Genomic DNA, 26,943 nt, shown 5'->3' with positions numbered 1-26,943 from the left:
AGCGCGACGGGCCGCGGGAGCTGAGGGGGAACGCCTTGCCGGAAGATCACCCGATCCGTGTTTCGGCCCGCGATCGAGTACCACCGGCACGGACATCCGCCGAGGTCGAGCGCCTGCCGGACCGCACCGGCCTGCTGCCGCTCTCCTTCGCGCAGCGGAGGTTGTGGTTCCTGGAACGGCTCGGCGGTCTAGGCCACGCCTACCACATGCCGCTCGCCCTCCAGCTCGACGGCCGGCTCGACCGGGATGCGCTACGGGCGGCCCTGGACGCCCTGGTCGACCGGCACGAGGTGCTGCGGACCCGCATCGTCCCCGACGACGCCGACGCGGGCCAACGCATCGACCCGCCCGGGGGCGGGTTCGCACTCCGGTTCGAGGACCTGACCGGGCACACCGACCCGGCCGCCGCCCTGGCCCGGCTCCAGGACGAGGAGAGCACCGCCCCGTTCGACCTGGCGGCCGGTCCCCTGGTCCGGGGGCGCCTGGTCTGGACGGCCGCGGACCGGCACGTGCTCCTGCTGACGATGCACCACATCGTCTCCGACGGTTGGTCGCTGGGGATCCTGACCCGCGAGTTGGGGGCGCTCTACACGGCGTTCCACCACGGCCAACCCGACCCACTGCCACCACTACCCGTCCAGTACGCCGACTACGCCGCCTGGCAACGACACTGGCTCACCGACGGCACCCTCACCCGCCAGGAAACCCACTGGCGGGAGGTCCTGGCCAACGCACCCACCCTCCTCGAACTACCCACCGACCGACCCCGCCCCACCGAACAAAACCACCACGGCAACCACCTACCCATCACCCTCGACACCCACCTCACCACCGCCCTCAAAACCCTCACCACCCAACACGGCAGCACCCTCTACATGACCCTCCTCACCGCCTGGGCCATCGTCCTGTCCCGCCTCTCCGGACACCACGACCTCATCATCGGCACCCCCACCGCCAACCGACGCCGCGCCGAACTCGAAAACCTCATCGGCTTCTTCGTCAACACCCTCGCCCTACGCATCAACCTCACCGACAACCCCACCACCACCCAACTCCTCCACCGCATCCGCAACCACACCCTCACCACCCTCGACCACCAAGACCTCCCCTTCGAACACGTCGTCGAACAAACCAACCCCACCCGCAACCTCGCCCACACCCCCCTCTTCCAAGTCATGTTCGCCTGGCAGAACAACGAGGACGTGGACCTGGACCTGCCCGGTGTCGAGGTGACCGCCCTGCGCACCCCGTGGACCAGCGCGAAGTTCGACCTCACCCTCTCCCTGGCCGAGCACGACGGGCGGATCACCGGCAGCCTCGAATACGCCACCGCCCTGTTCGACACCAGCACCGCGCAGCGGCACATCCGGTACCTGCACCACGTCCTCACCCAACTGGTCGAGCACCCCGACAAGCCGATCGACCAACTCACCCTGCTCGATCCGGTGGAGCGGCGCGAACTCCTCGCGGCCTGGAACGAGGCGACCGCGCACCCGGTCGAGCGGACGATCCCCGCGCTGTTCGCGGAGCGGGCCGCGGCGACGCCGGACGCGGTGGCGGTGACGTTCGAAGGCACCTCGCTCACGTACCGCGACCTCGACGCGCGCGCCAACCAACTCGCCCACCACCTGCGCGACCACGGCGTACGCCCCGACACCCTCGTCGCGGTCTGCCTGGAACGCTCACCCGAACTGATCGTCGCGCTCGTGGCCGTCCTCAAGGCTGGCGGCGCGTACCTGCCGCTCGACCCCACCCACCCCGCCGAGCGCCTCGCCGAACTGCTCCGCGACGGGGCACCGGTCGCCGTGCTGACCCACGACGTCACCCGCACCACCCTCGACGGCCTGACCACCGCACCTGTCGTCAACCTCGACAAACCACATTGGGCGAACCACCCCACCACCAGCCCCGACCCCGGCACCCACCCCGACCACCTCGCCTACGTCATCCACACCTCCGGCTCCACCGGCCGACCCAAGGGCGTCATGGTCACGCACGCCAACGTGGTCCGGCTCTTCTCCGCCACGGCGGACCTGTTCGGTTTCGGTCCGACCGACGTGTGGAGCCTCTTCCACTCCTTCGCGTTCGACTTCTCCGTCTGGGAGATCTGGGGGGCGCTGCTGCACGGCGGCCGGCTGGTGATCGTTCCCCGGCTGACCGGCCGCTCCCCCGCCGACTTCCACCGGCTGCTCTGCGCCGAGGGCGTGACCGTCCTCAACCAGACGCCCAGCGCGTTCCGCGGCCTGATCGCCGCGCAGGCCGACAGCGAGCGTCCGCACCGGCTGCGTACGGTGGTCTTCGGGGGCGAGGCGCTGGACCCGACGATGCTGCGGCCGTGGTACGCGGACACCCGCAACGGGCGCACCGAGCTGGTCAACATGTACGGCATCACCGAGACCACCGTGCACGTGACCCACCGGCCGTTGACCCTGGCCGACGCCGAACGGCCGGGTGTGAGCCCGATCGGGCGGCCCATCGCCGACCTGCGCCTCTACGTGCTCGACGGGTGGGGAGAACCGGTGCCGCCCGGGGTCGTCGGTGAGCTGTACGTCGGCGGCGCCGGGGTCGCACGCGGCTACCTCAACCGTCCCGCGCTGACCGCGCAACGCTTCCTGCCCAGCCCGTTCGTCGCCGGGGACCGGCTCTACGCCACCGGTGACCTCGTCCGCCACCGCGCCGACGGCGGCCTCGACTACCTGGGCCGCAACGACTCCCAGGTGCAGATCCGTGGCTACCGCGTCGAACTGGGCGAGATCGAGGCCCGACTGGCGGCCTGTCCCGGCGTACGCGACGCGGTGGTGTCGGTCACGACGGACGCCACGGGTGAGCCACGCCTGGTCGGCCACTACACCGCCTCGGTGCGCCGGCTGACCGCCGAGTCGCTGCGGACCCGGCTGGCCGCTGTCCTGCCGGAGCACATGGTCCCGGCCGCGTACGTGCGGGTCGCCGAGTGGCCGCTCACGCCCAACGGCAAGCTCGACCGGGCGGCGCTGCCCGCACCCGACGGGACGGCCTTCGCCACCCGGCAGTACGCCGAGCCGGTCGGTCCGACGGAGACCGCCCTCGCCGCCATCTGGGCCGAGGTGCTCGGCGTCGATCGGGTCGGCCGACACGACAACTTCTTCGCGCTGGGTGGTCACTCGCTGCTGGCCCTGCGGGTGTTGGAGCGGATGCGCCGTCACGGCCTGACCGCCGACGTACGCGCACTCTTCGGATCACCGGTCCTGGCCGACCTGGCCGACGCGGTGGGTGCCGGCGCGGACCGGGCCGAGGTCGCCTCGTCGTCGATCCCGGCCGGCTGCGACCGGATCACCCCGGACCTGCTGCCGCTGGTGGCGCTGGGCCAGCCGGAGATCGACGCGGTCGTCGCCACGGTGGCCGGCGGGGCGCCGAACGTGCAGGACATCTACCCCCTGGCCCCGGTGCAGGAGGGAATGCTCTTCCACCACCTGATGGCCCGCGACCGTGACCCCTACCTGGTCACCACCGTCCTCCGCTTCGCCGACCGGAACCGTTGGGACCGCTACCGCGCCGCGCTGGAGGCGGTGATCGCCCGGCACGACGTGCTGCGCACCGGGGTGGTGTGGCACGGGATCAACGAGCCGGTGCAGGTGGTGTGGCGCCAGGCGCCCCTGCCGGTGGAGGAGGTCACGCTCGACCCGACCGGCGACGACCCGGTCCGGCAGCTGCGCGCACACGTCGACCGGCGGTACGCCCGCCTGCCGCTGGACCAGGCTCCCCTGCTGCGACTGCTGGTCGCGCGGGACCCGCGCGACGGCGGGTGGCTGACCGTGGAGCTGATCCACCACATCGTCGACGACAACACCTCGCTCAAGCAGCTGCGGGCCGAGGTCCGCGCGTACCTGGCCGGTCAGGGCGACCGGCTGCCGGCGCCGTTGCCCTTCCGCGACTTCGTGGCGCGGATCCGGCGCGGCGCGGACCGGGCCGAGCAGGAGAGTTTCTTCCGCCGGATGCTCTCCGACGTCGACAGCCCGACCGTGCCCTTCGGCCTGCGGGACATCCACGGCGACGGGCACACCATGCGGGACGCCCGGGTGTGGCTGGGTCCGGCGCTGACGCTGCGGCTGCGGCTGCTGGCCCAGGCCCTCCAGGTCGGGATGACCAGCCTCTTCCACGTCGCCTGGGGGCAGGTGCTGGCCCGGGCCAGCGGCCGTCGGGACGTCGTCTTCGGCACCGTGCTCTCCGGTCGGATGGACGGCGGCGCGGGCAGCGACCGGATCCTCGGGCCCTTCCTCAACACGCTCCCCCTGCGGGTCACCCTCGACGGGACCGGCGCCACGGACTGTGTGCTGCGCACCCACCGGGCGCTGACCGGGCTGATCCGGCACGAGCACGCGTCGCTGGCGCTGGCCCAGTCGTGCAGCGGGGTGACGCCGCCGGCTCCGCTCTTCACCGCCCTGCTCAACTACCGGCACGCCGAGGTGCTGGCCGAGTCCGACAGCCCCGCGCCGGATCCCGACGCGGACGACCTGACCTACCTGGCCGCGGAGGAACGCGGCAACTACCCGCTCGCGCTGGACGTCGACGACCTGCGGGACGACGTCGTGCTGACGGTCGCCGCCGCGGCCGGGGTGGCGGCCGACCGGGTCTGCGCGATGGTCGAACGGGCCCTGGAGACGCTGGCCGACGCGCTGGAGCTCACGCCCGACGCGCCGGTGGGCGGGCTCGACGTGCTGCCCTCCGCCGAGCGCCGCCGGCTGGTCGAGGACGGCAACGACGCCACGGTGGCGTACCCGCCGGGGCGCTGCGTGCACCACCTCGTCGAGGACCGGGCGGCCCGCGACCCGGACGCGGTGGCCCTCGTCCTCGGCGACGAGCGGCTCAGCTACGGCGAGCTGAACGCGCGGGCCAACCGGTTGGCCCACCACCTTCGCCGGCGGGGCGTCGGCCCGGACCGGCTGGTGGCGATCTGCGTCGAGCGGTCGTTGGACACGGTGGTCGGTCTGCTGGCGGTCCTCAAGGCGGGTGGCGCCTACCTCCCGCTCGACCCGGCCTACCCGGTCGACCGGCTCGCGGCCATGCTGCGCGACAGCACGCCGGTGGCGGCGCTGACCCACGGGCCGTCCCGCGAGCGGCTGCACGCCGCGCTGGCCGGGCTCGACACCCCGGTGGTCGACCTGGACCTCGACGCGGCCGGCTGGGCGGAGCTGCCGGTGACCGATCCGGTGGTCGACGGGCTGGGCCCGCACCACCTGGCGTACGTGATCTACACGTCCGGCACCTCCGGTACGGCGAACGGGGTGCTGGTCGAGCACCGGCAACTGGTGGCCGTCGCCGCCGCCTGGGAACGCCTCTTCGACCTGCGTCCCGGCCTGGTGCACCTGCAGATGGCGAGTTTCTCCTTCGACGTCTTCACCGCCGACGTGGTGCGGGCGCTCGGCTTCGGCGGGCGGCTGGTGCTCTGCCCGCGTCCGCTGCTGCTGGACAGCGCGGGCCTGTACGACCTGCTGCGCCGGTACGACGTGGACTTCGCCGACTTCGTGCCGGCGGTGCTCAACCCGCTGATGGACCATCTGGAGTCCACCGGGGGGAGCCTCGCCGGGCTGGAGACGGTGGTCTGCGGCTCGGACGCCTGGACGGTAACGAACGCCGTCCAGCTCCGGGCCCTCTGCGGCCCTCGGGTGCGGATCGTCAACGCGTACGGCGTGACGGAGGCCGCCGTCGACAGCACCTGCCACCTGCTCCCGGCCCACGACCTCGCCGGGCTGACCTGCCTGCCGATCGGCCGGCCGTTGCCGAACGTGCGGGTCTACCTGCTGGACGGCGAGGGTGAGCCGGTCCCGGACGGGGTGGTCGGCGAGATCCACATCGGGGGCGCGGGCGTGGCGCGCGGCTACCTGAACCGGCCCGAACTGACCGCGCAGCGCTTCCGCGCCAGCCCGTTCGTGCCGGGTGAGCGGCTCTACCGCACGGGTGACCTGGGTCGTCGCCTCCTGGACGGGGAGATCGAGTTCCTCGGCCGGGACGACTTCCAGGTGAAGATCCGGGGCTTCCGCGTCGAACTCGGCGAGGTCGAGGCACGGTTGGCGGCCGTCGAGGGGGTTCGGGAGGCGGTCGTCGTGGCGCGTCCGGACACCGCCGGCCACCAGCGGCTCGTCGCGTACGTGCTGGCCGGGGCGGGGCAGGAGCCGGACGCCGGGCGGTTGCGGGACCGGCTCGCCGGCGAACTGCCCGAGTACATGGTGCCCGCGGCGTACGTCCGGCTGGCGGCCTGGCCGCTGACGCCCAACGGCAAGCTCGACCGGGTGGCGCTGCCCGCACCGGACGGGGAGGCCTTCGGCCAACGCGGCCACGTCGAGCCGGTCGGCCTGCTGGAGACCATGGTCGCCGGCATCTGGGCCGAGGTGCTGGGCATCGACCGGGTCGGCCGGCACGACGACTTCTTCGCCCTGGGCGGCCATTCGCTGCTGGCCATGCGGCTGGTCTCCAGGGTCCGGCAGCTGCTGGGGCGGGAGGTCTCACCGGCGGCGCTCTTCGCGGCACCGGTCCTGGCCGCCTTCGTGGCCCGGTTGACGCCGGACGGCCGCGACGTGCTGCCCCCGATCCGCCCGGTCGACCGGGCCGGCCCGTTGGAGCTCTCCTTCGCGCAGCGGCGGCTGTGGTTCCTGGAACGGCTCGGCGGTCTCGGCCACGCCTACCACATGCCCCTCGCCCTGGAGCTGGCCGGCTGGCTCGACCAGCACGCGTTGCGGGCCGCCCTGGACGCCCTGGTCGACCGGCACGAGGTGCTGCGGACCCGCCTCGTCCCCGCCGGCTCCGACGTCCACCAGCACGTCGACCTGCCCGGGGCGGGCTTCACCCTGCACACGCACGATTTCACCGGAGCGCCCGACGCCGCCACCCGGCTGTCCCGCCTCCAGGACGAGGAGAGCACCGCCCTGTTCGACCTGACCACCGGTCCCCTGATCCGGGGGCGCCTGGTCAGCCTCGCCCCCGACCGGCACGTCCTGCTCGTCACGATGCACCACGTCGTGTCCGACGGCTGGTCCATCGGCATCCTGACCCGCGAGTTGGGGGCGCTCTACACCGCGTTCCACCACGGCCAACCCGACCCGCTGCCACCACTACCCGTCCAGTACGCCGACTACGCCGCCTGGCAACGACACTGGCTCACCGACGGCACCCTCACCCGCCAGGAAACCCACTGGCGGGAGGTCCTGGCCAACGCACCCACCCTCCTCGAACTACCCACCGACCGACCCCGCCCCACCGAACAAAACCACCACGGCAACCACCTACCCATCACCCTCGACACCCACCTCACCACCGCCCTCAAAACCCTCACCACCCAACACGGCAGCACCCTCTACATGACCCTCCTCACCGCCTGGGCCATCGTCCTGTCCCGCCTCTCCGGACACCACGACCTCATCATCGGCACCCCCACCGCCAACCGACGCCGCGCCGAACTCGAAAACCTCATCGGCTTCTTCGTCAACACCCTCGCCCTACGCATCAACCTCACCGACAACCCCACCACCACCCAACTCCTCCACCGCATCCGCAACCACACCCTCACCACCCTCGACCACCAAGACCTCCCCTTCGAACACGTCGTCGAACAAACCAACCCCACCCGCAACCTCGCCCACACCCCCCTCTTCCAAGTCATGTTCGCCTGGCAGAACACCGAAGACGGCGAGCTGGCCCTCCCGGGTGTGCGGGTCACCGCCCTGCCACCGCCCCACACCACCGCCAAGTTCGACCTCACCCTCGCGCTCACCGAACACGACGGGCGGATCACCGGCAGCCTCGAATACGCCACCGCCCTCTTCGACACCAGCACCGCGCAACGGCACATCCGGTACCTGCACCACGTCCTCACCCAACTGGTCGAGCACCCCGACCAGCCGATCGACCAGCTCACCCTGCTCGACGAACGGGAACGGGAGCAGGCGCTGCGCCAGGCCGGGCCGTCCCCGGTCGAACGGGGCGTCGCGGCCCGCTTCGCGCAGCGGGTCGCCGCCACCCCCGACGCGGTGGCCGTGACGTTCGAGGGCACCTCGCTCACGTACCGCGACCTCGACGCGCGCGCCAACCAACTCGCCCACCACCTGCGCGACCACGGCGTACGCCCCGACACCCTCGTCGCGGTCTGCCTGGAACGCTCACCCGAACTGATCGTCGCGCTCGTGGCCATCGCCAGGGCCGGCGGCGGGTACCTTCCCCTGGACCCGGCCCACCCCGCCGAGCGGCTGGCCGACCTGCTGGCCGACGGGGCACCGGTCGCCGTGCTGACCCACGACGTCACCCGCACCACCCTCGACGGCCTCACCACCGCACCCGTCGTCAACCTCGACAAACCACAATGGGCGAACCACCCCACCACCAGCCCCGACCCCGGCACCCACCCTGACCACCTCGCCTACGTCATCCACACCTCCGGCTCCACCGGCCGACCCAAGGGCGTGGCGCAGACCTGGCGTTGCCTGGACAACCTGATCGACTGGCAGCTCCGCTACGCCGCGCCGGGCAGCCCGACGCCGCGACGCGTGCTCCAGTTCGCCTCGATCGGTTTCGACGTCTCCGTCCAGGAGATCTGGAGCACCCTGTGCCAGGGCGGCACGCTGGTGCTGATCGGTGCGGAGCGCGGCCGGGACCTGGGCCAGCTACGCCACGTCCTCGCCGAGCAGGGGGTGCGCCGGGCGTTCCTGCCGGCGGCCGTGCTGCACCAGATGGCCGGTCTCACCGGAGCCGTTCCCCCGCTCGCGCCCGGCTGCGAGATCGTCACCGCCGGCGAGGCGCTGCGGGTCAACGACGACGTCCGCGCCCTGGTGGTCGGGCTGGGCGGCCGGTACCTCTACAACCAGTACGGCCCGACCGAGACCCACGTGGTCAGCCAGTTCGCGCTGGCCACCGCGTCGGCGGCCGACTGGCCGGCGCTGCCGCCGATCGGCCGGCCGATCGCCAACGCCCGGCTCTACGTGCTCGACGAGCGGTGCGAACCGGTGCCGGCCGGGGTGCTCGGCGAGCTCTACATCGGCGGTGCCGGCCTGGCGCGCGGCTACCTCAACCGGCCGGCGGCGACCGCGCAGCGGTTCCTGCCCGATCCGTTCGCCGGACCGGGCGAGCGGATGTACCGCAGCGGCGACCTGGCCCGCCGCCGGGCCGACGGGACCATCGAGTTCGTCGGGCGGGCCGACGACCAGGTCAAGGTACGCGGCTTCCGGGTCGAGCCGGGCGAGGTGGAGAACGCCCTGCGGCACGTACCGGGCGTCCGCGAGGCGGCCGTCCTACTGCGCGAGGACACGCCCGGCGACCCGCACCTGGTCGGCTACCTGGTTGGCGACGTCACCGCCGAGGCGGCCCGCGAGCGGCTGCGGCGCCGGCTGCCCGAGCACCTGGTGCCGACCCGCTGGGTGGTGCTGGACCGGCTGCCGCTGACCGCCAACGGCAAACTGGACCGGCGGGCCCTACGCGCGCCGCAGCAGGCCGACGTCAGCACCGCCTACGTCGCGCCGCGCGACGATCGGGAAGCCCGGATGGCCGCCATCTGGGCGGAGGTGCTGCGCCGCGACCGGGTCGGCGCGCACGACGACTTCTTCGCGCTGGGCGGCCACTCGCTCCTGGCGACCCGCCTCGTCCACGCGATCAACGAGCGGATGTCGGCCCGGCTCTCGCTGCGTACCCTCTTCCAGAAGCCGGTCCTGGCCGACCTGGCGGCCGAGCTGGCAGGCCCCGGCTCCCCCGCCGTCGACACCCTCCCGCCGCTCGTCGGAGATCCCGCCGGCCGGCACGAGCCGTTCCCGCTCACCGACATCCAGGAGGCCTACTGGGTGGGTCGCGGGTCCACCATCGAACTCGGCGGGGTCGGCGCGCACGGCTACAGCGAACTGCGGATCCGCGACTTCGACGAGGAGCGCTTCACCCACGCGCTGCACCGGCTGATCGAGCGCCACGACATGCTCCGCGCGGTCTTCCACGACGGAGCCCAACGGGTCCTGCCGAGCGTGCCGCGCTACGCGATGGCCCGGCAGGACCTGCGCGGACTCGACGCGCAGACCGTCGGTCGCCGGCTGGGCGAGACCCGCGAACGGATGTCGCACCAGTTGCTCGACGCGAGCCGCTGGCCGCTGTTCGAGTTCGCGGTGACGCTGCTCGACGGCGAGGCGCGGCTGCACGTCAGCATCGACGCGCTGATCCTCGACGCGGCCAGCGGGCAGATCCTGGAACACGAGCTGGCGCTCCTCTACGCCGACCCGGACGACGACCTGCCGCCACTCGCGGTGACCTTCCGCGACTACGTCCTGGCCGAACGGGCCCTGCGACGCACGCCGCGCCACGAGCGGGCGCTCGACTACTGGCGGAAGCGGGTCGGCACGCTGGCCCCCGCGCCGGGGCTGCCGCTGGAACGCCAACCGGAGAGCGTCGAACGGCCGCGTTTCACCCGCTACGACGAGGTGGTGCCGGCGGAGCGCTGGAGCCGGCTGAAGGCGGCGGCCGGCCGGCACGGGGTGACCCCGTCGGTGCTGCTGGTGACCGCGTTCGCGCAGGTGCTGGCCCGGTGGAGCCGCCAGCCCCGGTTCACGCTGAGCCTGCCGCTGTTCAACCGGCTGCCGCTGCACCCCGGCATCAACGCGGTGCTGGGCGACTTCACCTCGCTGGTCCTGCTGGAGGTCGACGTGGCCGCCGGCGTCGACTTCGTGACCCGGGCCCGGGCCGTGCAGGAGCAGCTCTGGCAGGACATCGACCATTCGGCGGTGAGCGGCGTACGGGTCAACCGCGAACTCGCCCGGGCTCGGGGCACCCGCCACGCGGCCCTGCCGGTCGTCTTCAACAGCACGCTGACCGAGGCGGCGCCCGACGTCGGCGACAGCGGCCTCGCGGCGGCGCTCGGCGGTGAGGTCGTGCACGGCATCACCCAGACCCCGCAGGTGTGGATCGACCACACGGTGCTGGAGGCCGGCGGGCGGCTGCACGTCAACTGGGACAGCATCGACGAGCTCTTCCCCGCCGGGCTGGTCGCCGAGATGTTCGCGGCGTACCGGACGTTGCTGGGCCGGTTGGAGGAGCCGGACGCCTGGCACACGACGGTGGACGGGCCGGTCGCGCCGCCGGTGCCGGCGGCCCCGCCGGCCGGTCGTGGTCTCCTGCACGAGCTGGTCGACCGGCAGGCGCTGGCGACCCCCACCGCGCCCGCGGTGCTCGCCGGAGACCGGCGGCTGGACTACGCCACCGTGTGCGTCGAGGCGCGGCGGCTGGCCGGGCACATCCAGGAGCGCGGCGTCCGTCCCGGCCAGCTCGTCGCGGTGCTGCTGGACCGCGGCTGGAAACAGGTCGTCGCCACCCTCGCGGTGCTGCACGCCGGGGGCGCGTACCTGCCGCTCGACCCGGACTGGCCGGCCGAGCGGGTGACCCGGGTGCTGGAGCGGGCCGGGGCGGGGCTGGTCCTGGTGGACTCGGACCGGGTGGCCGTGCCCGAAGGCGTCGAGCGCCTGGTGGTGGACGCGACCACGGTCGGCGCGGGCGGGCCGGCGCCGCGGCCGGTCGACCTTACGGAGACCGATGTCGCGTACGTGATCTACACGTCCGGGTCCACCGGCACGCCGAAGGGGGTGACGATCGACCATCGCGGTGCGGTGAACACGCTCCTCGACGTCACCGGGCGCTTCGGCGTCGGGCCGGCCGACCGGGTCCTGGCCGTCAGCGCCCTCAGCTTCGACCTCTCCGTCTTCGACATCTTCGGCACGCTCGCGGTCGGCGCGGCGGTCGTGACGCTCGACCCGGAGCTGGCCCGCGATCCGGCCCACTGGTGGGACCTGGCCCGGACCCACCGGGTCAGTGTCTGGAACTCGGTGCCGGCACTGGCCGGCCTCCTGCTCGACCACGCCGACGCCGGCCGCCCGCTGCCACCGTCGCTGCGGCTGGCCATGCTCTCCGGGGACTGGATCCCGCTCACGCTTCCCGGCCGGCTGCGCAAGGCGCTGCCCGAGATCCGGGTCGAAAGCCTCGGGGGCGCCACCGAGGCGTCGATCTGGTCCATCCACCACCCGGTCGACGAGGTGGACCCGGCCTGGCGCAGCATCCCCTACGGGCGGGCGCTGGCCCACCAGGGGGTGCACGTGCTGGACGAGGCCCTGCGTCCCCGGCCGACCTGGGCCACCGGCGACCTCCACATCAGCGGCGTCGGGTTGGCGCTGGGCTACTGGCGGGACGAGGCGGCGACGGCGGCCAGCTTCGTCGTCCACCCGGTCACCGGTGAACGGCTCTACCGCACCGGCGACCTCGGCCGGCTGCGGCCGGACGGGACGATCGAGTTCCTCGGCCGCGAGGACGGCCAGGTCAAGGTGCACGGCTACCGCATCGAGCTGGGTGAGATCGAGGCGGCGTTGGAGGGCCACCCGGAAGTGCGCGCCGCCGCGCTGCGGCTGCTCGGCCAGGCGCAGGGCGAGAAGCGGCTGGCCGCGTACGTGGTGCCCGAGGGCCCTGCGCCCGAACCGGCCGACCTGGTCGCGTACCTGGAGCACCGGTTGCCGGCGTACATGGTGCCGACGTCGTTCACCGTCCTCGAGGCGCTGCCGCTGTCGGCCAACGGCAAGGTCGACCGTGGCCAGCTTCCCGAACCGACGCCGACAGCCGACACCGCCGCCGAGGCGCTGGTGCTCACCGATCCGGCCGAGAACCGGCTGGTGGAGATCGTCGCCGAGATCCTCGACCTGCCTGTCGTCGCGCCCGACGCCAACCTGCTGCTGCTCGGTGCCACCTCGATCGACATCGTGCGGATCGCGAACGCCCTCTCCGGCTCGTTGGGCTTCCGGCCGAAACTGGCCCGGCTGATGGGCCAACCGACCCTCGCGGACCTGCTGCGGATGTTCCGCGAGCACACCGCCGAGCGGGCCGTCGTCGCGACCGCGCAGCGGGCCGCCACGGTGGTCGAGGATCCGGCCGCCCGTGCCGCGTTCACGGCGGCCGGACGGGGCCGTCGCGCCTTCCCGCCCGACACCCCGGCGGTCACGCTGGTCGCGCCGGCCGGCCCGGCGTACGACCGGTGCTACACCGGACACCGCTCGGTCCGCCGGTTCGACGCGGGCCCGATGCCGGCCGAGGCGCTCGGCCGGCTGCTGGCCACCCTCTCCCAGCGGGAGGTCGACGGCCGGGCCGGGTACCAGTACGGCTCGGCCGGCGGCACCTACGCCGTGCAGACGTACGTCCTGGTCAAGGCGGGACGGGTCAGCGGTGTGCCGGGCGGGGCGTACCACCACGACCCGGCGGCGCACCGGCTGCTGGCGCTCGGCCGCGACCGCGAGCTGAGCCCGGACGCCTTCGACTACTTCGTCAACCGGCCCGTCTTCGAGAGCGCCGCGTTCGCGCTGTTCCTGGTGGCGCAGCGCGCGGCCATCGAGCCCCTGTACCAGGAGCAGAGCCAGACGTTCAGCGCCATCGAGGCGGGCGCCATGGCCCAGTTGCTGACGATGGCCGCCCCCGGACTCGGTCTCGGCCTGTGCGGGATCGGCTCGCTGGACACCACGGGGCTGGCCGCCCTGTTCGACCTGGAACCCTCCCACCGGTTGGTCTACGCGCTGGTCGGCGGCAGCCGTCCGGGGGCGGACGCGCCGGAGCCCGACGACGCGACCACCGACACGATCACGGTGGAGCTGTGAACGCCTTCGAGTTGCTCGACACGCTCAACCGGCGCGCAGTGGGGTTGCGGGTCGACGGCGACCGGCTCCGGCTCACGGCCTCCCGCGAGGTCCTCACGCCCGAACTGCTGGCCGACATCAAGCTCCACAAGCAACAGCTGATCGCGATCCTGACCGGCGCCGATCCGGACACCATCGCCCGCCGGCCCCGGCCGGACGCACCGGTGCCGGTCGCGTTCGCCCAACGGCAGCTCTGGTTCCTCGACCAACTCTCCCCCGGCAACCCCTTCTACAACAATCCGGTGGCGTTCGACGTCGTCGGTGCCCTCGACGTGCCGGTGCTGACCCGTGCCCTGACCGAGGTGGTGCGCCGGCACGAGGCGCTGCGTACCGTCTTCGCGCTGGTCGACGACGAGCCCTGCCAGGTGGTACGGCCGGCCGCGCCGGTCGCCCTGCCGGTCACGGACCTCACCGCGCTGCCCCGGTCGGAGCGGTCGCGCCGCGCCGACCAGGCCGCCGAGGCCGAGGCGCGGGCGCCGTTCGACCTGGCCACCGGTCCGTTGGTACGCGGCGCCCTGCTCCGGCTGGCCCCCGACGAGCACCGCTGGCTGCTCACCGTGCACCACATGGTGGCCGACGGCTGGTCCGTCGGCATCCTGATCGGCGAGGTCGCCGCGCTCTACGACGCGTACCTGCGGGGCGAGGCCGCACCGCTGGCCGAGCTGCCCGTGCAGTACCCGGACTACACGCTCTGGCAGCGCCGGCAGCTCGGCGGCGGCGAGCTGGAACGCCAGCTCGGCTACTGGACCCGGACGCTGGCCGGTGCGCCCACGCTGCTGGCCCTGCCGACCGACCGGCCCCGGCCGGCGGTGCAGCGCTACCGGGGCGACTGTCACGGCACGACGGTGGACGCGGCGGTGGTCCGAGGGCTGCGGGAGGTCGGCCGGGAAGGCGACGCGACGCTCTTCATGACGCTCATGGCCAGCCTGTCGGTGCTGTTGTGGCGCTACAGCGGGCAGGACGACGTCTGCGTCGGCACCCCGTTCGCCAACCGCAACCACCGCGACGTGGAGGGCCTGATCGGCCACTTCGTCAACACCGTGGTGATCCGCAACCGGCTGGACCCGGAGCAGTCCTTCGCGGCGCTGCTGGCCGACGTCCGCCGGCACCTGCTCGACGCGTACGCCCACCCCGACCTGCCGTTCGAGCAGCTCGTGGACGCACTCAACCCGGAACGGCACACCAGCTACTCGCCGCTGTTCCAGGTGATGCTGGTGTTGCAGAACATCCCGCGCGGCCGGCTCGAGCTGCCGGGCCTGGTGCTGCGGCCCCTGTCGAGCAGCACCGGCGCGGCGAAGTTCGACCTGTCGGTCGAGGTACTGGAGCATGCCGACGAGCTGCACGTCCTCTTCGAGTACAACACCGACCTCTTCGACGCCGCGACGATCGCCCGGCTGGCCGACCACTTCGTCCGGCTGCTCGGTCAGGTCGCGTCCGACCCGTCGGCGCCGGTCGGGGCGCTGCGGCTGCTCGGCCCGGACGAACGGCACCGCCTGCTGGTGGAGTGGAACAGCACCACGCGACCGCTCACCGGCCCGGCCGACCTGGTGCGGCGGATCGCAGCGCAGGCGCGGCGGCACCCCGACCGGCTCGCCGTGGTCGACGGCGACGAGCGGCTCGACCACGCCACGCTGGAGCGGCGGGCCAACCGCCTGGCGCACGCGCTGATCGCCCGGGGCGTACGGCCCGATCAGGTGGTCGGCCTGCACGCGCGCCGCTCGGCCGGGCTGGTCGTCGCCATCCTGGGCGTCCTCAAGGCCGGGGCCGCCTACCTGCCGCTGGACCCGGCCCTGCCGCCGGAGCGGCTCGCCGGCATCGTCGCCGACGCCGCCCCGGCACTGGTGCTCGGCGACGGCGACCTGGCCGCCGTCGAGGCGGAGGGGCGCCACGACGGCCCGCCCGACATCGTCGTGCACCCGGCCAGCCTGGCCTACGTGATCTACACGTCGGGTTCGACCGGTCGTCCGAAGGGTGTCGCGGTCGCCCACGGCAGCGTCGTGAACCTGCTCGACCACTGGGTGTCGCGGCTCGGCACCGCCGCGGGGGAGGCTGCGGCGCTCTGGTCGAGCGTCGGCTTCGACGTCTCGGTGCAGGAGATCTTCCTGCCGCTGACCACCGGTGGGACCCTGCATCTCGTACCCGAGCCGTTGCGCGGCGATCCGGCGGCGCTGATGGGCTGGCTGCGCGAGCACCGCGTCGGCCAGGCCTACCTGCCGCCGGCCTTCGTCCGGTGGATCGACGAGGACCCGGCGGACCGGCTAACCGGGTTGGCGCTGCGCCAACTGCTCGTCGGGGTCGAACCGCTGCCGGAGCAGGCCCTGCACCGCATCCAGCAGGCGCTGCCCGGCCTGCGGGTCCTCAACGGGTACGGGCCGACCGAGACCACCGTCTACAGCACCGCCTACCTCGACCCGCAGCCGTCGGCCCGGCAGTGCCCGATCGGCCGGCCGATCGCCAACACCCGCGTCCACCTGCTCGACGAGCGGCTGGAGCCGGCGCCGATCGGGGTCACCGGGGAGATCCACATCGGTGGTGCCGGTGTCGCCCGTGGCTACCTGGGCCGTCCGGGAGCGACCGCCGAGCGGTTCGTCCCCGACCCGTTCGTGCCCGGTGAACGGCTCTACCGCACCGGCGACCTGGCCCGCCTCCTGCCCGACGGGAACATCGAGTACCTCGGTCGCCGGGACGGCCAAGTCAAGATCCGGGGCTTCCGCATCGAGTTGGGCGAGATCGAGGCGGCGCTGCTGGACCGGCCGGACGTACGCGAGGCGGCGGTGCTGGTCGACTCCGACGCCGCCGGCGAGCCGAGGCTGGTCGCCGGGGTCAACCGGGGCGGGGCGGCGCCGTTGCTGGTCAGCGAGTGGCGTGAGGCGCTGTCGCGGCGGTTGCCCGGCTACATGATCCCGTCGTCGTTCGTGGAGCTGCCGCGACTGCCGCAGACCGGCAACGGCAAGCTCGACCGGGACGAGGTGCTGCGGCTGGCCCGTACCAGCGCGCCGTGGCAGGTCAACCTGGCCAGCCCGCGCGACCAGATCGAGCTGACCCTCTACCAGATCTGGAAACGGTTGCTGCTCCACCCGGAGATCGGCATCACCGACCGGTTCTTCGACGTGGGCGGCACCTCGATCTCGGCGATCAAGCTGGCCCACGCGATCGGCGAGGCCTTCGGCGAGACGCTGCCGGTCCACGAGATCATGCTGCATCCGACGATCGAGGCGCTCGGCGGCCGGCTGCGGCACGGTGCGTCGGGCCGGCCGCCGGGCAACCTGATCGAGTTCCGGGCGGGCGACGGCGCCGGCCGGGTGATCTGCGTACACCCGGCCGGGGGCACCGCGTTCTGTTACCTGTCGCTGGCCAAGGCGCTGCCGGAGTCCCTCGGCGTGTACGGGATCCAGTCGCCGGGGGTCAACCCGGGCGAGGAGTTCCTGCCCACGGTCGAGGCGATGGCCGAGGCGTACCTGCGGCAGGTCGCACACCTGCTGGACGGGCCGGTGGTGCTCACCGGGCTCTCGTACGGCGGGCTGGTCGCGTACGAGATGGGACGCCGGCTGGCCCTCGCCGGGCATCCCGGGCTGAGCGTGGTCCTGCTGGACACCCTGGGCACCGACGACCCGGCACACCGCGCCGCGATCGAGCCGGTGGACATGGCCGAGTTCCGCGACAAGCTCGTCAAGTTCAACGGGATGTATCCGGGCATCGACGACGAGCAGATCGACCAGTACCACCGCGTCTACAACCACAACCGGTCGACCATGCGCGACTGCCGGCCCCCGGCGTCGCCGGCCCGGCTGGTGTTGTTGCAGGCCACCGCCGGGCGGGAGGAGTCCTTCCTGCGCGAGGTGGGCGCCTTCTGGCGCCGGCGCGGCGACGCCGACTTCCTGCTGGAGCGGGTGCACTGCGACCACTGGGACATCCTGGAGAGCGCGGTGGTGCTGCGGGTCGCCACGCTGCTGCGCGGCGAGGTGGACCGGATCCGGGACGCCCCGGCGATGACACCGGCCGTACGGGAGGCGTGATGGCGCACGGTCCCGGTCTCGCCCACGCGGTGCTCGCCCAGGCCCGTCGTACGCCCGACGCGGTCGCGGTGGTCGACGGCGACCGGCGTCTCAGCTACGCCGAACTGGACGCCGCCAGCGCGGGAGCCGCCCGGGCCCTGCTCCGGGCCGGCGCCCGGCCGGGTCAGGCGGTCGCGGTGCACCTGCCACGCGGCTGGCAGCTGGTCTGCGTCATGCTCGGCATCCTGCGGCTCGGCGCGACCGTGGTGCCGCTGGACCGGCAGAGCCCGCCCGAGCGCCGGGCGCACATGCTGCGCGACTCGGCCGCCGTGGCGGTGGTCCACGGCACGGACGTGCCCGGTGGCCTTCCCGACGGGGTCCGGCCGCTGCCGGTGGAGGCGCTGTTCCCGGTGGACGACCCGCCCGGTGCGGACGGGGAGCCGGCACCGCGGGTCGCGCCCGCGCCGGTCGCGTTCGTCTTCTACACCTCCGGCACCACGGGCCGCCCCAAGGGCGTGGAGGTCCGCGACGCGGGCGTGCTGCGGCTGGCCCGGCCCGGCTACCTCGAGCTGACCGGGGCGCCCCGGTACGCGAGCCTCGCCAACCCGGCGTTCGACGCGATCAGTTTCGAGGTCTGGGTGCCGCTGCTGACCGGCGGCTGCTGCGTCGTCCTCGACGACGAGACGGTGGCGACGCCACGCCTGCTCGACGCCGCGCTGCGCCGGGAGCGGATCGACACGCTCTTCATCACGGTGGCGCTGTTCAACGCGGTGGTCGACGAGCTGCCGCACTGCTTCGCCGGGGTCCGCCAGGTGCTGGTCGGCGGCGAGCAGCTCAACGCCCGGCTGATCCGCCGGTGGTACCGCGACAACGTCGCCAGCCGCACCCGGCTGCACAACGTGTACGGGCCCACCGAGGCCACCACGTTCGCCCTGTGCCATCCGATTCCACGCGACTTCGACGCGGAGGTGGTGCCGATCGGCCGGGTGCTGCCGGGCACCGACGCGCACCTGGTGGTCGACGGCGTCCGCGTCGCCGAGCCGGGCGAGGTCGCCGAGCTCCACCTCGGTGGCGAGGCGCTGGCGGCCGGCTACCGCAACCTGCCCGACGAGACCGCCGCCCGGTTCGTCCGGCTGCCCTGGCTGGACGGCTCGGCCGACCGCCACTACCGCACCGGTGACCTCGTGCGGGCCGACGCCGCCGGCCGGATCGAGTACGTCGGGCGGGTCGACCGGCAGGTGAAGGTCCGGGGCTTCCGGGTCGAGCCCGGCGAGGTGGAGCGGCAGATCCTCGCCCACCCGGCGGTGCGGCAGGCGTACGTGTGCACCCGGCGCGACCCGGTGCACGGGACGAACGAGCTGCTCGCATACCTGGTGACGGCCGCCGACCTCGCGTTCGCGGATTTCGACCGGCACCTGGGCGCGACCCTGCCGCCGTACCTGCGCCCGCACCGGGTCCACCGGGTCCAGGCGCTGCCGCTGACCGCGAACGGCAAGGTGGACTCCGACGCGCTGCTGCGGCGCGAGGACCCGCCCTGGCGCGACGGTGACCCCGCCGACGCGCCCACCACGGCGTGGCAGCGCATGGTGCTCGGGCTGGCCGCCGAGGTGCTGGGGGTGCCGGAGCTGCGACCGGACGACCGGTGGATCGCCAGCGGCGGGGACTCGCTGAAGGCGCTGCGGCTGCGCTTCGAGATCCAGCGGCGCTGGGGCCGCGAGGTGCCGCAGGCGGTGGTGCTGGGCGGCGACTTCGCCGAGCTGGCCGCGGCCGTCGACACGGCCCGGGCCACGGGCGGTTCGCCGTACCCGCTGCCGGCTTCCCCGGCCGGCGCCCGGTCCGCGCCGGCCACCTCGGAGCAGCAGCGGCTCTGGCTGCTCCAGCAGCGGTCGCCGACGTCCACCGCCTACCACGTGGGGCTCGCCTTCGAGCTGCGAGGCCGGGTCGACGTCGGCGCACTGCGGCAGGCGCTGTGCCGGGTGGTGACGCGGCATGCGGCGTTGCGGACCGCTTTCCGGGCCACCCCCGAGGGGCTACACCAGGTGGTGGCCGAGCCCTACGACCCGTGGCACGAGCCCGCCCCGGACGACGACGGCGACGCGGCCGGGTGGCGGGACCGGGCCCGCGCCCTCTTCGCCGTCCCGTTCGACCTCGGGCAGCCGCGCCTGCTGCGGGCCCACTGGCTGGCTCGCGACGACGGCGGGGTGCTGCTGCTGCACCTGCACCACATCGCGGTCGACGGCTGGTCGCTCGACGTCGTGTTCCGCGAGCTGTCGGCCGGGTACGCGGCGGCGCTGGACGGTGCGACGGTGGACGGGGACGAGCCCGTGGCGACCCCGCTGGACTACGCCCGGTGGCAGGCCGACTGGTTCGCCCGACCGGCCTATCAGGCGCAGCGCGCCGCCCTGCGCGGCCACTACGCCGCCGTGGACGAGATCGCCGCGCCGCTGCGGCCGATCCGGGAACGGAGCGGCACCGGGGACCACCTGCTGCGGACCTCGATCGACGCGGCGCGCCGCAGCGCCCTCGACCGGCTCGGCGCCGAGCTGGGACTGACCCGCTTCCCGCTGCTGCTGACGCTCTTCGGCTGGGCCGTGCACGGGGTGACCGGCCGCACCCACCCGCGCGTCGCCAGCCCGGTGGCGAACCGGCCGGTGCGGGACTTCGCGGCCAGCGTCGGCATGTTCGCCAACACGGTGCTGCTGCCGCTGGTGCTGGCCCCCCACGAGGAGCTGCGGGCGCAGCTACGGCGGCAGGCCGACGCCGTACGCGTCGTGCTCGACGCCCAGGACGTGGCCCTCGCGCATGCCGTCGCCGACCACGACTTCGGCACCGACGCGCCGTTGTTCGACTTCCTCTTCGTCCTCGACAACACCGACTTCTCCGCGCTGGCGCTGCCCGGCTGCGTGTCCCGCCCGGTCTGGCTGGCCCCGACCGAGGCCAAGTGCCCGCTCGCCCTGTCGGTCGTCGAGCACGAGTCCGGCTTCGACTGCCTCTGGGAGTACGCCGACGACCACTTCGAGGCCGCCGAGGTGGCCGCCGTGGCCGACCTGTTCCGGCGGGGCCTGGACGCGTTGACCGGCAACGGCACCGGCACGCTCGCCGAGCTGGTGCGGCCCTACCGCAGCGGCCTGCCCGAGGCCGGCCGGGGTCGGCGTACCCCGTTGGCCTTCCCGACCGTGGCCGAGTCCTTCGCCGCGCGGGTACGGGCGGAGCCGACCGCGACCGCGCTGGTCGCCGGTGACTGCCGCCTCAGCTACGCCGACCTCGACGGGTACGCCTCGGCGCTCGCCGCCGAACTGGTGCGGCACCAGCCGGCGTCGGGCGGCGGCCGGCACAGCGTCGCCCTGTTCTTCGAGCCGTCGGTGGAGCACGTGGTGGCGCTGCTGGCGGCAGCCCGGCTCAACCTCACCGTCGTGCCGCTCGACCGGGCCTACCCGCCCGCGCTGCTGCGCCAGGTGCTGGGCCAGGTCGAGCCGCGCTGCGTGCTGCTGGCACCCGGTGACGAGCCCGCCCTCGCCGTGGTCGACGAGGGCCGTCTCCCCCGCCATCCGGTGGTCCTGTCCCGGTCGGCGGCGCCCGTCGCGCCGTCGTACGCCGGCCGCCCGCTGTACACGCTCTTCACCTCGGGCTCGACCGGTACGCCCAAGGGGGTCCAGGTCGGCGACGCCCTGCTGGTCAACCTGTTGCGGTGGCAGAGCGAGGCCGGTGGCCTGGCGGGCCGGGCGGCGACCCTGCAGTTCTCCATGCTCTCCTTCGACGTCTCCTTCCAGGAGATCTTCGGCACGCTCTGCGGCGGCGGCACCCTGCACCTGCCCCGGCGCGGGTGGCGCCAGGACATGCCGGCGCTGCTGGAGCATCTCGACGCCGCCGGCATCGAGCGGATCTTCCTGCCGTACGTCGCCCTGCAACTCCTCGCCGAACACGGCGTACGTCTCGGCCGGTACCCGTCACGGCTGCGGGACGTGGTCACCGCCGGCGAGCAGTTGATCTGCACCGACAGCATCCGCCGCTGGTTCGCCGGGTTGCCCGGGGCGCGCCTGTTCAACCACTACGGCCCGACCGAGACCCACGTGGTCAGCGGCCTCTGCCTCGACGGTGACCCGGCCACCTGGCCGACCCGCCCGGCCATCGGCCGGCCCGTCGCCAACACGCTGCTGCGGGTGGTGGACTCCGCCGACGAGGTCGTGCCGCCGGACTGCCCCGGGCAACTGCTGATCGGCGGGGAGCTGATCGAGCCCTGCTATCTGGACGATCCGGCGCTCGACCGGGCCCGCTTCGTCGAGCTGCCCGGTCTCGGCTGGTTCTTCCGCAGCGGCGACCAGGCCCGGTTCGACCGGGACGGCCTGCTGCACCACCTGGGCCGCGACGACCAGCAGGTGAAGGTGAGCGGACACCGGCTGGAGCTGGGCCAGGTCGAGGCGGCGCTGCTGACGCATCCGGCTGTCGTCAACGCCGTGGTGGTCCATGACCGCCCGCACCTGGTCGCCTGCCTGGAGTTCCGGGCCGACCCGCCGGCCCCGGAGGAACTGACCGGCCATCTCGCGCGACTCCTGCCCGGGTACGTGCGGGTGGACCGGTTCCGGTGGCTGGCGGAGCTGCCGCGTACCGCCAGCGGGAAGCTGGACCGCCGCCGCGCGTCGAGCGCGCCGGGCGAGGAGTTACGGTCGCGCGCCGCCGCGCCGGCACCGGTCATGTCGGAGTTGGAGGCGCGGTTGGCCGGGCTCTTCGAGGAGGTCGTCGGGACCTCGATCGAACCGGATCGACGCTTTTTCGACCACGGCGCGGGCAGCCTGGACCTGATGCGCTTGCACCTGCGCTGCGCCGCCGAAGGGCTGCCGCTGACCATCCCCGACCTCTTCGAGCACGTCACCATCCGCCGCCTGGCCCGGTTCATCACCGAACGACAGGCCGCCGCCGACCGGCCGACGCCGTACCGGTCGGCGAAGGTGGCACCCCCAGCCGCCGAACCGGCGGCTGGGACCGCGCGGCGGGCGGACGAGCCGGTCGCCGTGGTCGGGATGGCCGTCCGGCTGCCCGGCGCGAACGACCTGGCCGCCTTCTGGGCGATGGTGGAGGCCGGCGACCGTGGCATCGAGCACTTCGACGCCGCCGACGGCCTGGTCGGCGCGCGCAGCCAGCTGGCTGGGCTGCTCGGCTTCGACCCCGGGCACTTCGGCATCAGCCGGCAGGAGGCGCGGCTGATGGATCCGCAGCAGCGGCACCTGCTGATGAGCTGTGTCGAGGCGTTGGCACACGCCGGCATCGGCGACCCCGCCGGGCGACGGGTCGGCCTGCTCGCCAGTTGCGGCGAGAACACCTACTTCCAGGCGATGCTGCGCGAGGCCGATCCGGCGCGGCTGCCGGACTCGTTCCAGTTGGCGTTGCACCACGAGAAGGACTTCCTCGCCACGAAGGTCGCCTACCACCTGCGCCTGACCGGGCCGGCCTTCACCGTGCAGGCGGCCTGCGCGAGCTCGCTGGTGGCGGTGCACGTCGCGGCCGGGCTGCTGCGTCAGGGCGACAGCGACGTGATGCTGGTCGGCGGCGTGCTGGTGGACCCGCTGCTCACCGCCGGGTACCGCTACCAGCCGCAGCACATCTTCTCCCCGGACGGGCACTGCCGGCCGTTCAGCGACGACGCCGGCGGCACCGTCGGCGCCAGCGGGGTGGGCGTGGTGGTGCTCAAGCCCCTGCGGCTGGCCCGGCGCGACGGCGACACCGTCTACGCGGTGATCACCGGCTCGGCCGTCAACAACGACGGCGCGGAGAAGCTCGGCTACGCCGCACCGTCGGTCACCGGTCAGCGTGAGGTGATCCGCGCCGCGCTGCGCCGCAGCGGCCGGGTCAGCGGCGACCTGGGCTACGTCGAGGCGCACGGCACCGCGACGGAGCTGGGCGACCCGGTGGAGGTGACGGCGCTGCGTCAGGCGTTCGACCTGGCCGACTCCGGCCGCACCGCGCTCGCCTCGGTGAAGAGCCAGGTCGGTCACCTCGGCGCGGCGGCCGGGGTGGTCGGCCTGGTACGCGCCGTGCTGGCCGTGCACCACGGGCTGATCCCGCCGAACGTCGACTTCCGCCGGCTCAATCCACGGCTGGGCCCTGATCCGGCCCCGTTCTACGTCCCCACGAAGGCCCGGCCCTGGCCGGTGGACCGGCCGCGCGTGGCGGCGGTGAGCAGCTTCGGCATCGGCGGCACCAACGCTCATCTGGTCTGCGAGGCGGCCGACCCGGCCGGCACCGGGTCGGTGCCACCGGCAGGCCCCGACCTGCCGGTGGTGGTGCTCGCCAGCGGCAGCGCCGCAGGCCTGCGCGCCGACGCCGACCGGATCGCCGACTACCTCACGGCCCGGCCCGAGGCCTACCGCCAGGTGCTGCGCCACCTGCAGGCCGGCCGGTCGCCGGGTCGCTGGCGGGCAGCCGCCGGCTGCGCCGACGTGGCCGCCGCGGTGGCCTGGCTGCGCACCGCGTCCGCCGTCGAGGTCGCCCCCGTCGAGGCGACGCCCGTCGCGGGCACCGCCCCGGCCGGTACGCCGCCGGCTGCCGAGCTCGTCGCCGCCTGGCTGGCCGGACGCCCGATCCGGTGGCCGGCCGGGCCGGCGCAGCCGCCCTGGGACTTCCCCCCGCCGGCGTTCGCGCTGGTCGACCACGACTTCGCCCGCGCCGCCCCGCCCCCCGGGGCGACATCGCCGGCAGGGACGATGCCATCGCCGGCCGGGGCGACATCGGCAGCCGGGGCGACGGCGGGGACTGCGCCGGTCGATCAGCGGTGGCCGGCACGGCTGCCCGAGGCCGAGTGGTTACACCAGCCGCACTGGGTGCGCTGGCGGCACGCGGGAACCGACCCCGGCTGCCGCCGCCCAGAGACGCTCGTGGTCATGGCGGCGGCGCCACCGTCGCCGGTCGCGCTCCGCGCGTTCGCGGCGTCCCACGCCCGGGTGGTGACCGTCACCGCCGCCGACGGCTTCGCCCGGCTCGGGCCGGACAGCTACCGGGTGGACCCCGCCGACCCCGACTCGCTGGGCCGGCTGCTCGACGCGCTGACCGGCACCGACGCCACCTCGCCGGTCGGCGCCGGGCAGCACGGTGTCGACTGGCTGCACGCGCTGCCGCTGGCCGTCGACGGACCGGTCGGCGCGGACACGCTGGCCCACTCGTATCGGGCCTGCGTCGACACCCCGGCGGCGCTGCTGGCGGCCGTCGCCGGGCTGCCCCGCCGGCCCCGGCTGCGCGCCTGGTGGCTGTCGCACCAGGCGCAACCCGTGGCCGGCGACGTACACCGGCCGGAGTTGGGCCTGCTCGCCGGGGTGTGCGAGGTCGCACCCCAGGAGGGCGACGTCGAGAGCCACTGGCTGGACCTGCCGGGCCCCGATCCGGTCGGCTGGGCGTCGGCGCTCGCGGCGCTGCTGACGGAGGAGACACCGCCGCCCCGGCGACTCGCGCTGCGCGGGGGCTACTGGTGGGAGCAGGCGCTGCTGCCGGTACGCCCGCCGGCCCCGCCGACCGCGTGTCCGTTGCCGCCCGGCCCGGCCGTGTACGTGGTCCTGGGGGGCACCGGCGGCATCGGCGCGAGCATCGCGGCCTGGCTGCTGGAACAGGGCGACTGCCGGGTGATCCTGGTAGCGCGGCGCGGGCTGCTGCCGGCCGGGCTGACGCCGTGGGCCGATCGCGTCGACCTCGTCGAGGTGGACCTGGGCGAGATTGGTCCCGACGAGGTGATGGCACGGCTCGACGCCCGGACCCGACAGGTCGACGGGGTGGTGCACGCCGCGGGGGTCGCGGCCGGCGGGTTGATCAGCCGACGGGACGCCACCGCGATGCGCCGGGCCACGGCGGGCCGCACCCATGGCGCGCTACTCGTGGAACGGCTGGTCACGCACCACCGGCCGGCCTTCGTCGTCTACTGCTCGTCGATGTCGGCGCAGCTCGGCGGCGTCGGCCAACTCGACTACGCCGCCAGCAACGGGCTGCTGGACGGCTTCGCCCGGCACCGGGCGGCCGAAACCGACAGCACGCTGCGGATCTGCCTCGACTGGGACGTCTGGAACGAGGTGGGTCTGGCCCTGGACGCCCTGCCCACCGACGCCCGGCACCGGGCACACCTGGCGGTCGGCCTCCGCGTGGACGAGGGGCGGCGACTCTTCGCGCAGGCCCTGCGGCTGCGACTGCCGCACCTGCTGGTCTGCACCACCGGGCTGGACCGGGCGCGGGAGTTCTACGCACCCCCGGCCGGCCCGCAGGTCCCGGTCCCCGCCGTGCTGGCCCGGTCGGCCGCCGACCAGGTCAGCGGATGGCTCTGTGACTGGCTGGGCGTCGAGCGGATCGACCCGGCCGCGTCCCTGTACGACCTGGGCGCCGACTCGCTGCTGCTGCTGGACCTGATCGACCAGGCCAAGGAACACTTCGGCGTCAACCTAGGCCTGTCGCAGCTGAGCCACCGGGTGAGCCTGACCGAGGTGCTGGGGCTGCTCGGCGAGCCGGTCCGCACCGACGAGCCTGACGGGTCCACCGTGACGGTGCAGGTCTGGCAGTCCGGCCGGGGGCCCTCGGTGCTCTGCCTGGTCCATCCGGTCGGCGGCGACGTCCAGGCGTACCGGTCACTGGTGTCGGCGCTCGACCCGGAACTCACGGTCTGCGTCATCGCCGATCCCGCGCTGGCACGCCCCGAGCAGCCGGCCTGGTCGCTCGCGGAGCGGGCCGCGCGGTACCACGCCGCGCTGCGGGACCGTTTCCCCCGGGACGAGTGGCGCTGGCGGCTCGTCGGGTGGTCGTTCGGCGCCTGGGTGGCGCTCGGGATGGCGGCGGAGGCCGAGGCGGCCGGCCAGCCGGCGGACGAGCTCTACCTGCTCGACCCGCCACCGCCGGACGCCGCGCCGGCCTTCCAGGCGTACGACGAGGAGCGGCTCGCCGCGCTCTTCGCCCACGAGTTGGGGGCGGCGACCGGCACGGACACCCCGGCGTCGGCGTACGCGGACGCGCTGGCGCGCTGCTGCCGGGCCAACCTGGCGAGCATGGCGCGGCACACCCTGCCCCGGCTGGCCGGGACGCCGGGCCGGCTCTGGCTGGCGGGCCGCCCGACGGCCGGTCTGCCGGCGCTCGGTGCGCCGCAGGAGCAGGCCCGGCAGTGGCGGACGCACCTGGCCGGGCTCGCGTGGCAACTCGTCGACACCACCCACTACGGCATCGTCGGGGCGCCACACGCCCGGGCCGTGGCCGAGGCCATCAACAAGGCGGTGAGCTGACCGTGCGACGCTGGACCTGCCGGGCCCGCGAGGTGGCTGCCGCGCCGG

Annotated in this window: 3 protein-coding genes; all 3 read left to right on the top strand. The window is 74.1% G+C overall.

The features are described from left to right. The first annotated feature begins 35 nt into the window (after positions 1-35). Genes GA0070608_RS21705 through GA0070608_RS21695 form a run of 3 tightly spaced genes read left to right on the top strand, consistent with a single transcriptional unit; the run spans position 36 to position 26,895 of the window. Positions 36-13,622: a non-ribosomal peptide synthetase gene (locus tag GA0070608_RS21705; protein ID WP_091630370.1), complete on the top strand. Its 13,587-nt coding sequence runs from the start codon at positions 36-38 to the stop codon at positions 13,620-13,622. Then, entirely contained in the window at positions 13,619-17,677 is a 4,059-nt protein-coding gene (locus tag GA0070608_RS21700; protein WP_091630369.1) for a non-ribosomal peptide synthetase, read from the top strand. The genes GA0070608_RS21705 and GA0070608_RS21700 overlap by 4 nt, the downstream gene beginning before the upstream one ends. Then, complete coding sequence (locus GA0070608_RS21695; protein WP_091630368.1) at positions 17,677-26,895, top strand: non-ribosomal peptide synthetase; 9,219 nt, start codon at positions 17,677-17,679, stop codon at positions 26,893-26,895. Before GA0070608_RS21700 ends, GA0070608_RS21695 begins: the two co-directional genes overlap by 1 nt. The last annotated feature ends 48 nt before the right edge of the window (positions 26,896-26,943 follow it).

The organism is Micromonospora peucetia, from assembly GCF_900091625.1.
GTDB classification, from domain to species: Bacteria; Actinomycetota; Actinomycetes; order Mycobacteriales; family Micromonosporaceae; genus Micromonospora; species Micromonospora peucetia.
This window is presented reverse-complemented; position numbering and strand designations above follow the sequence as displayed.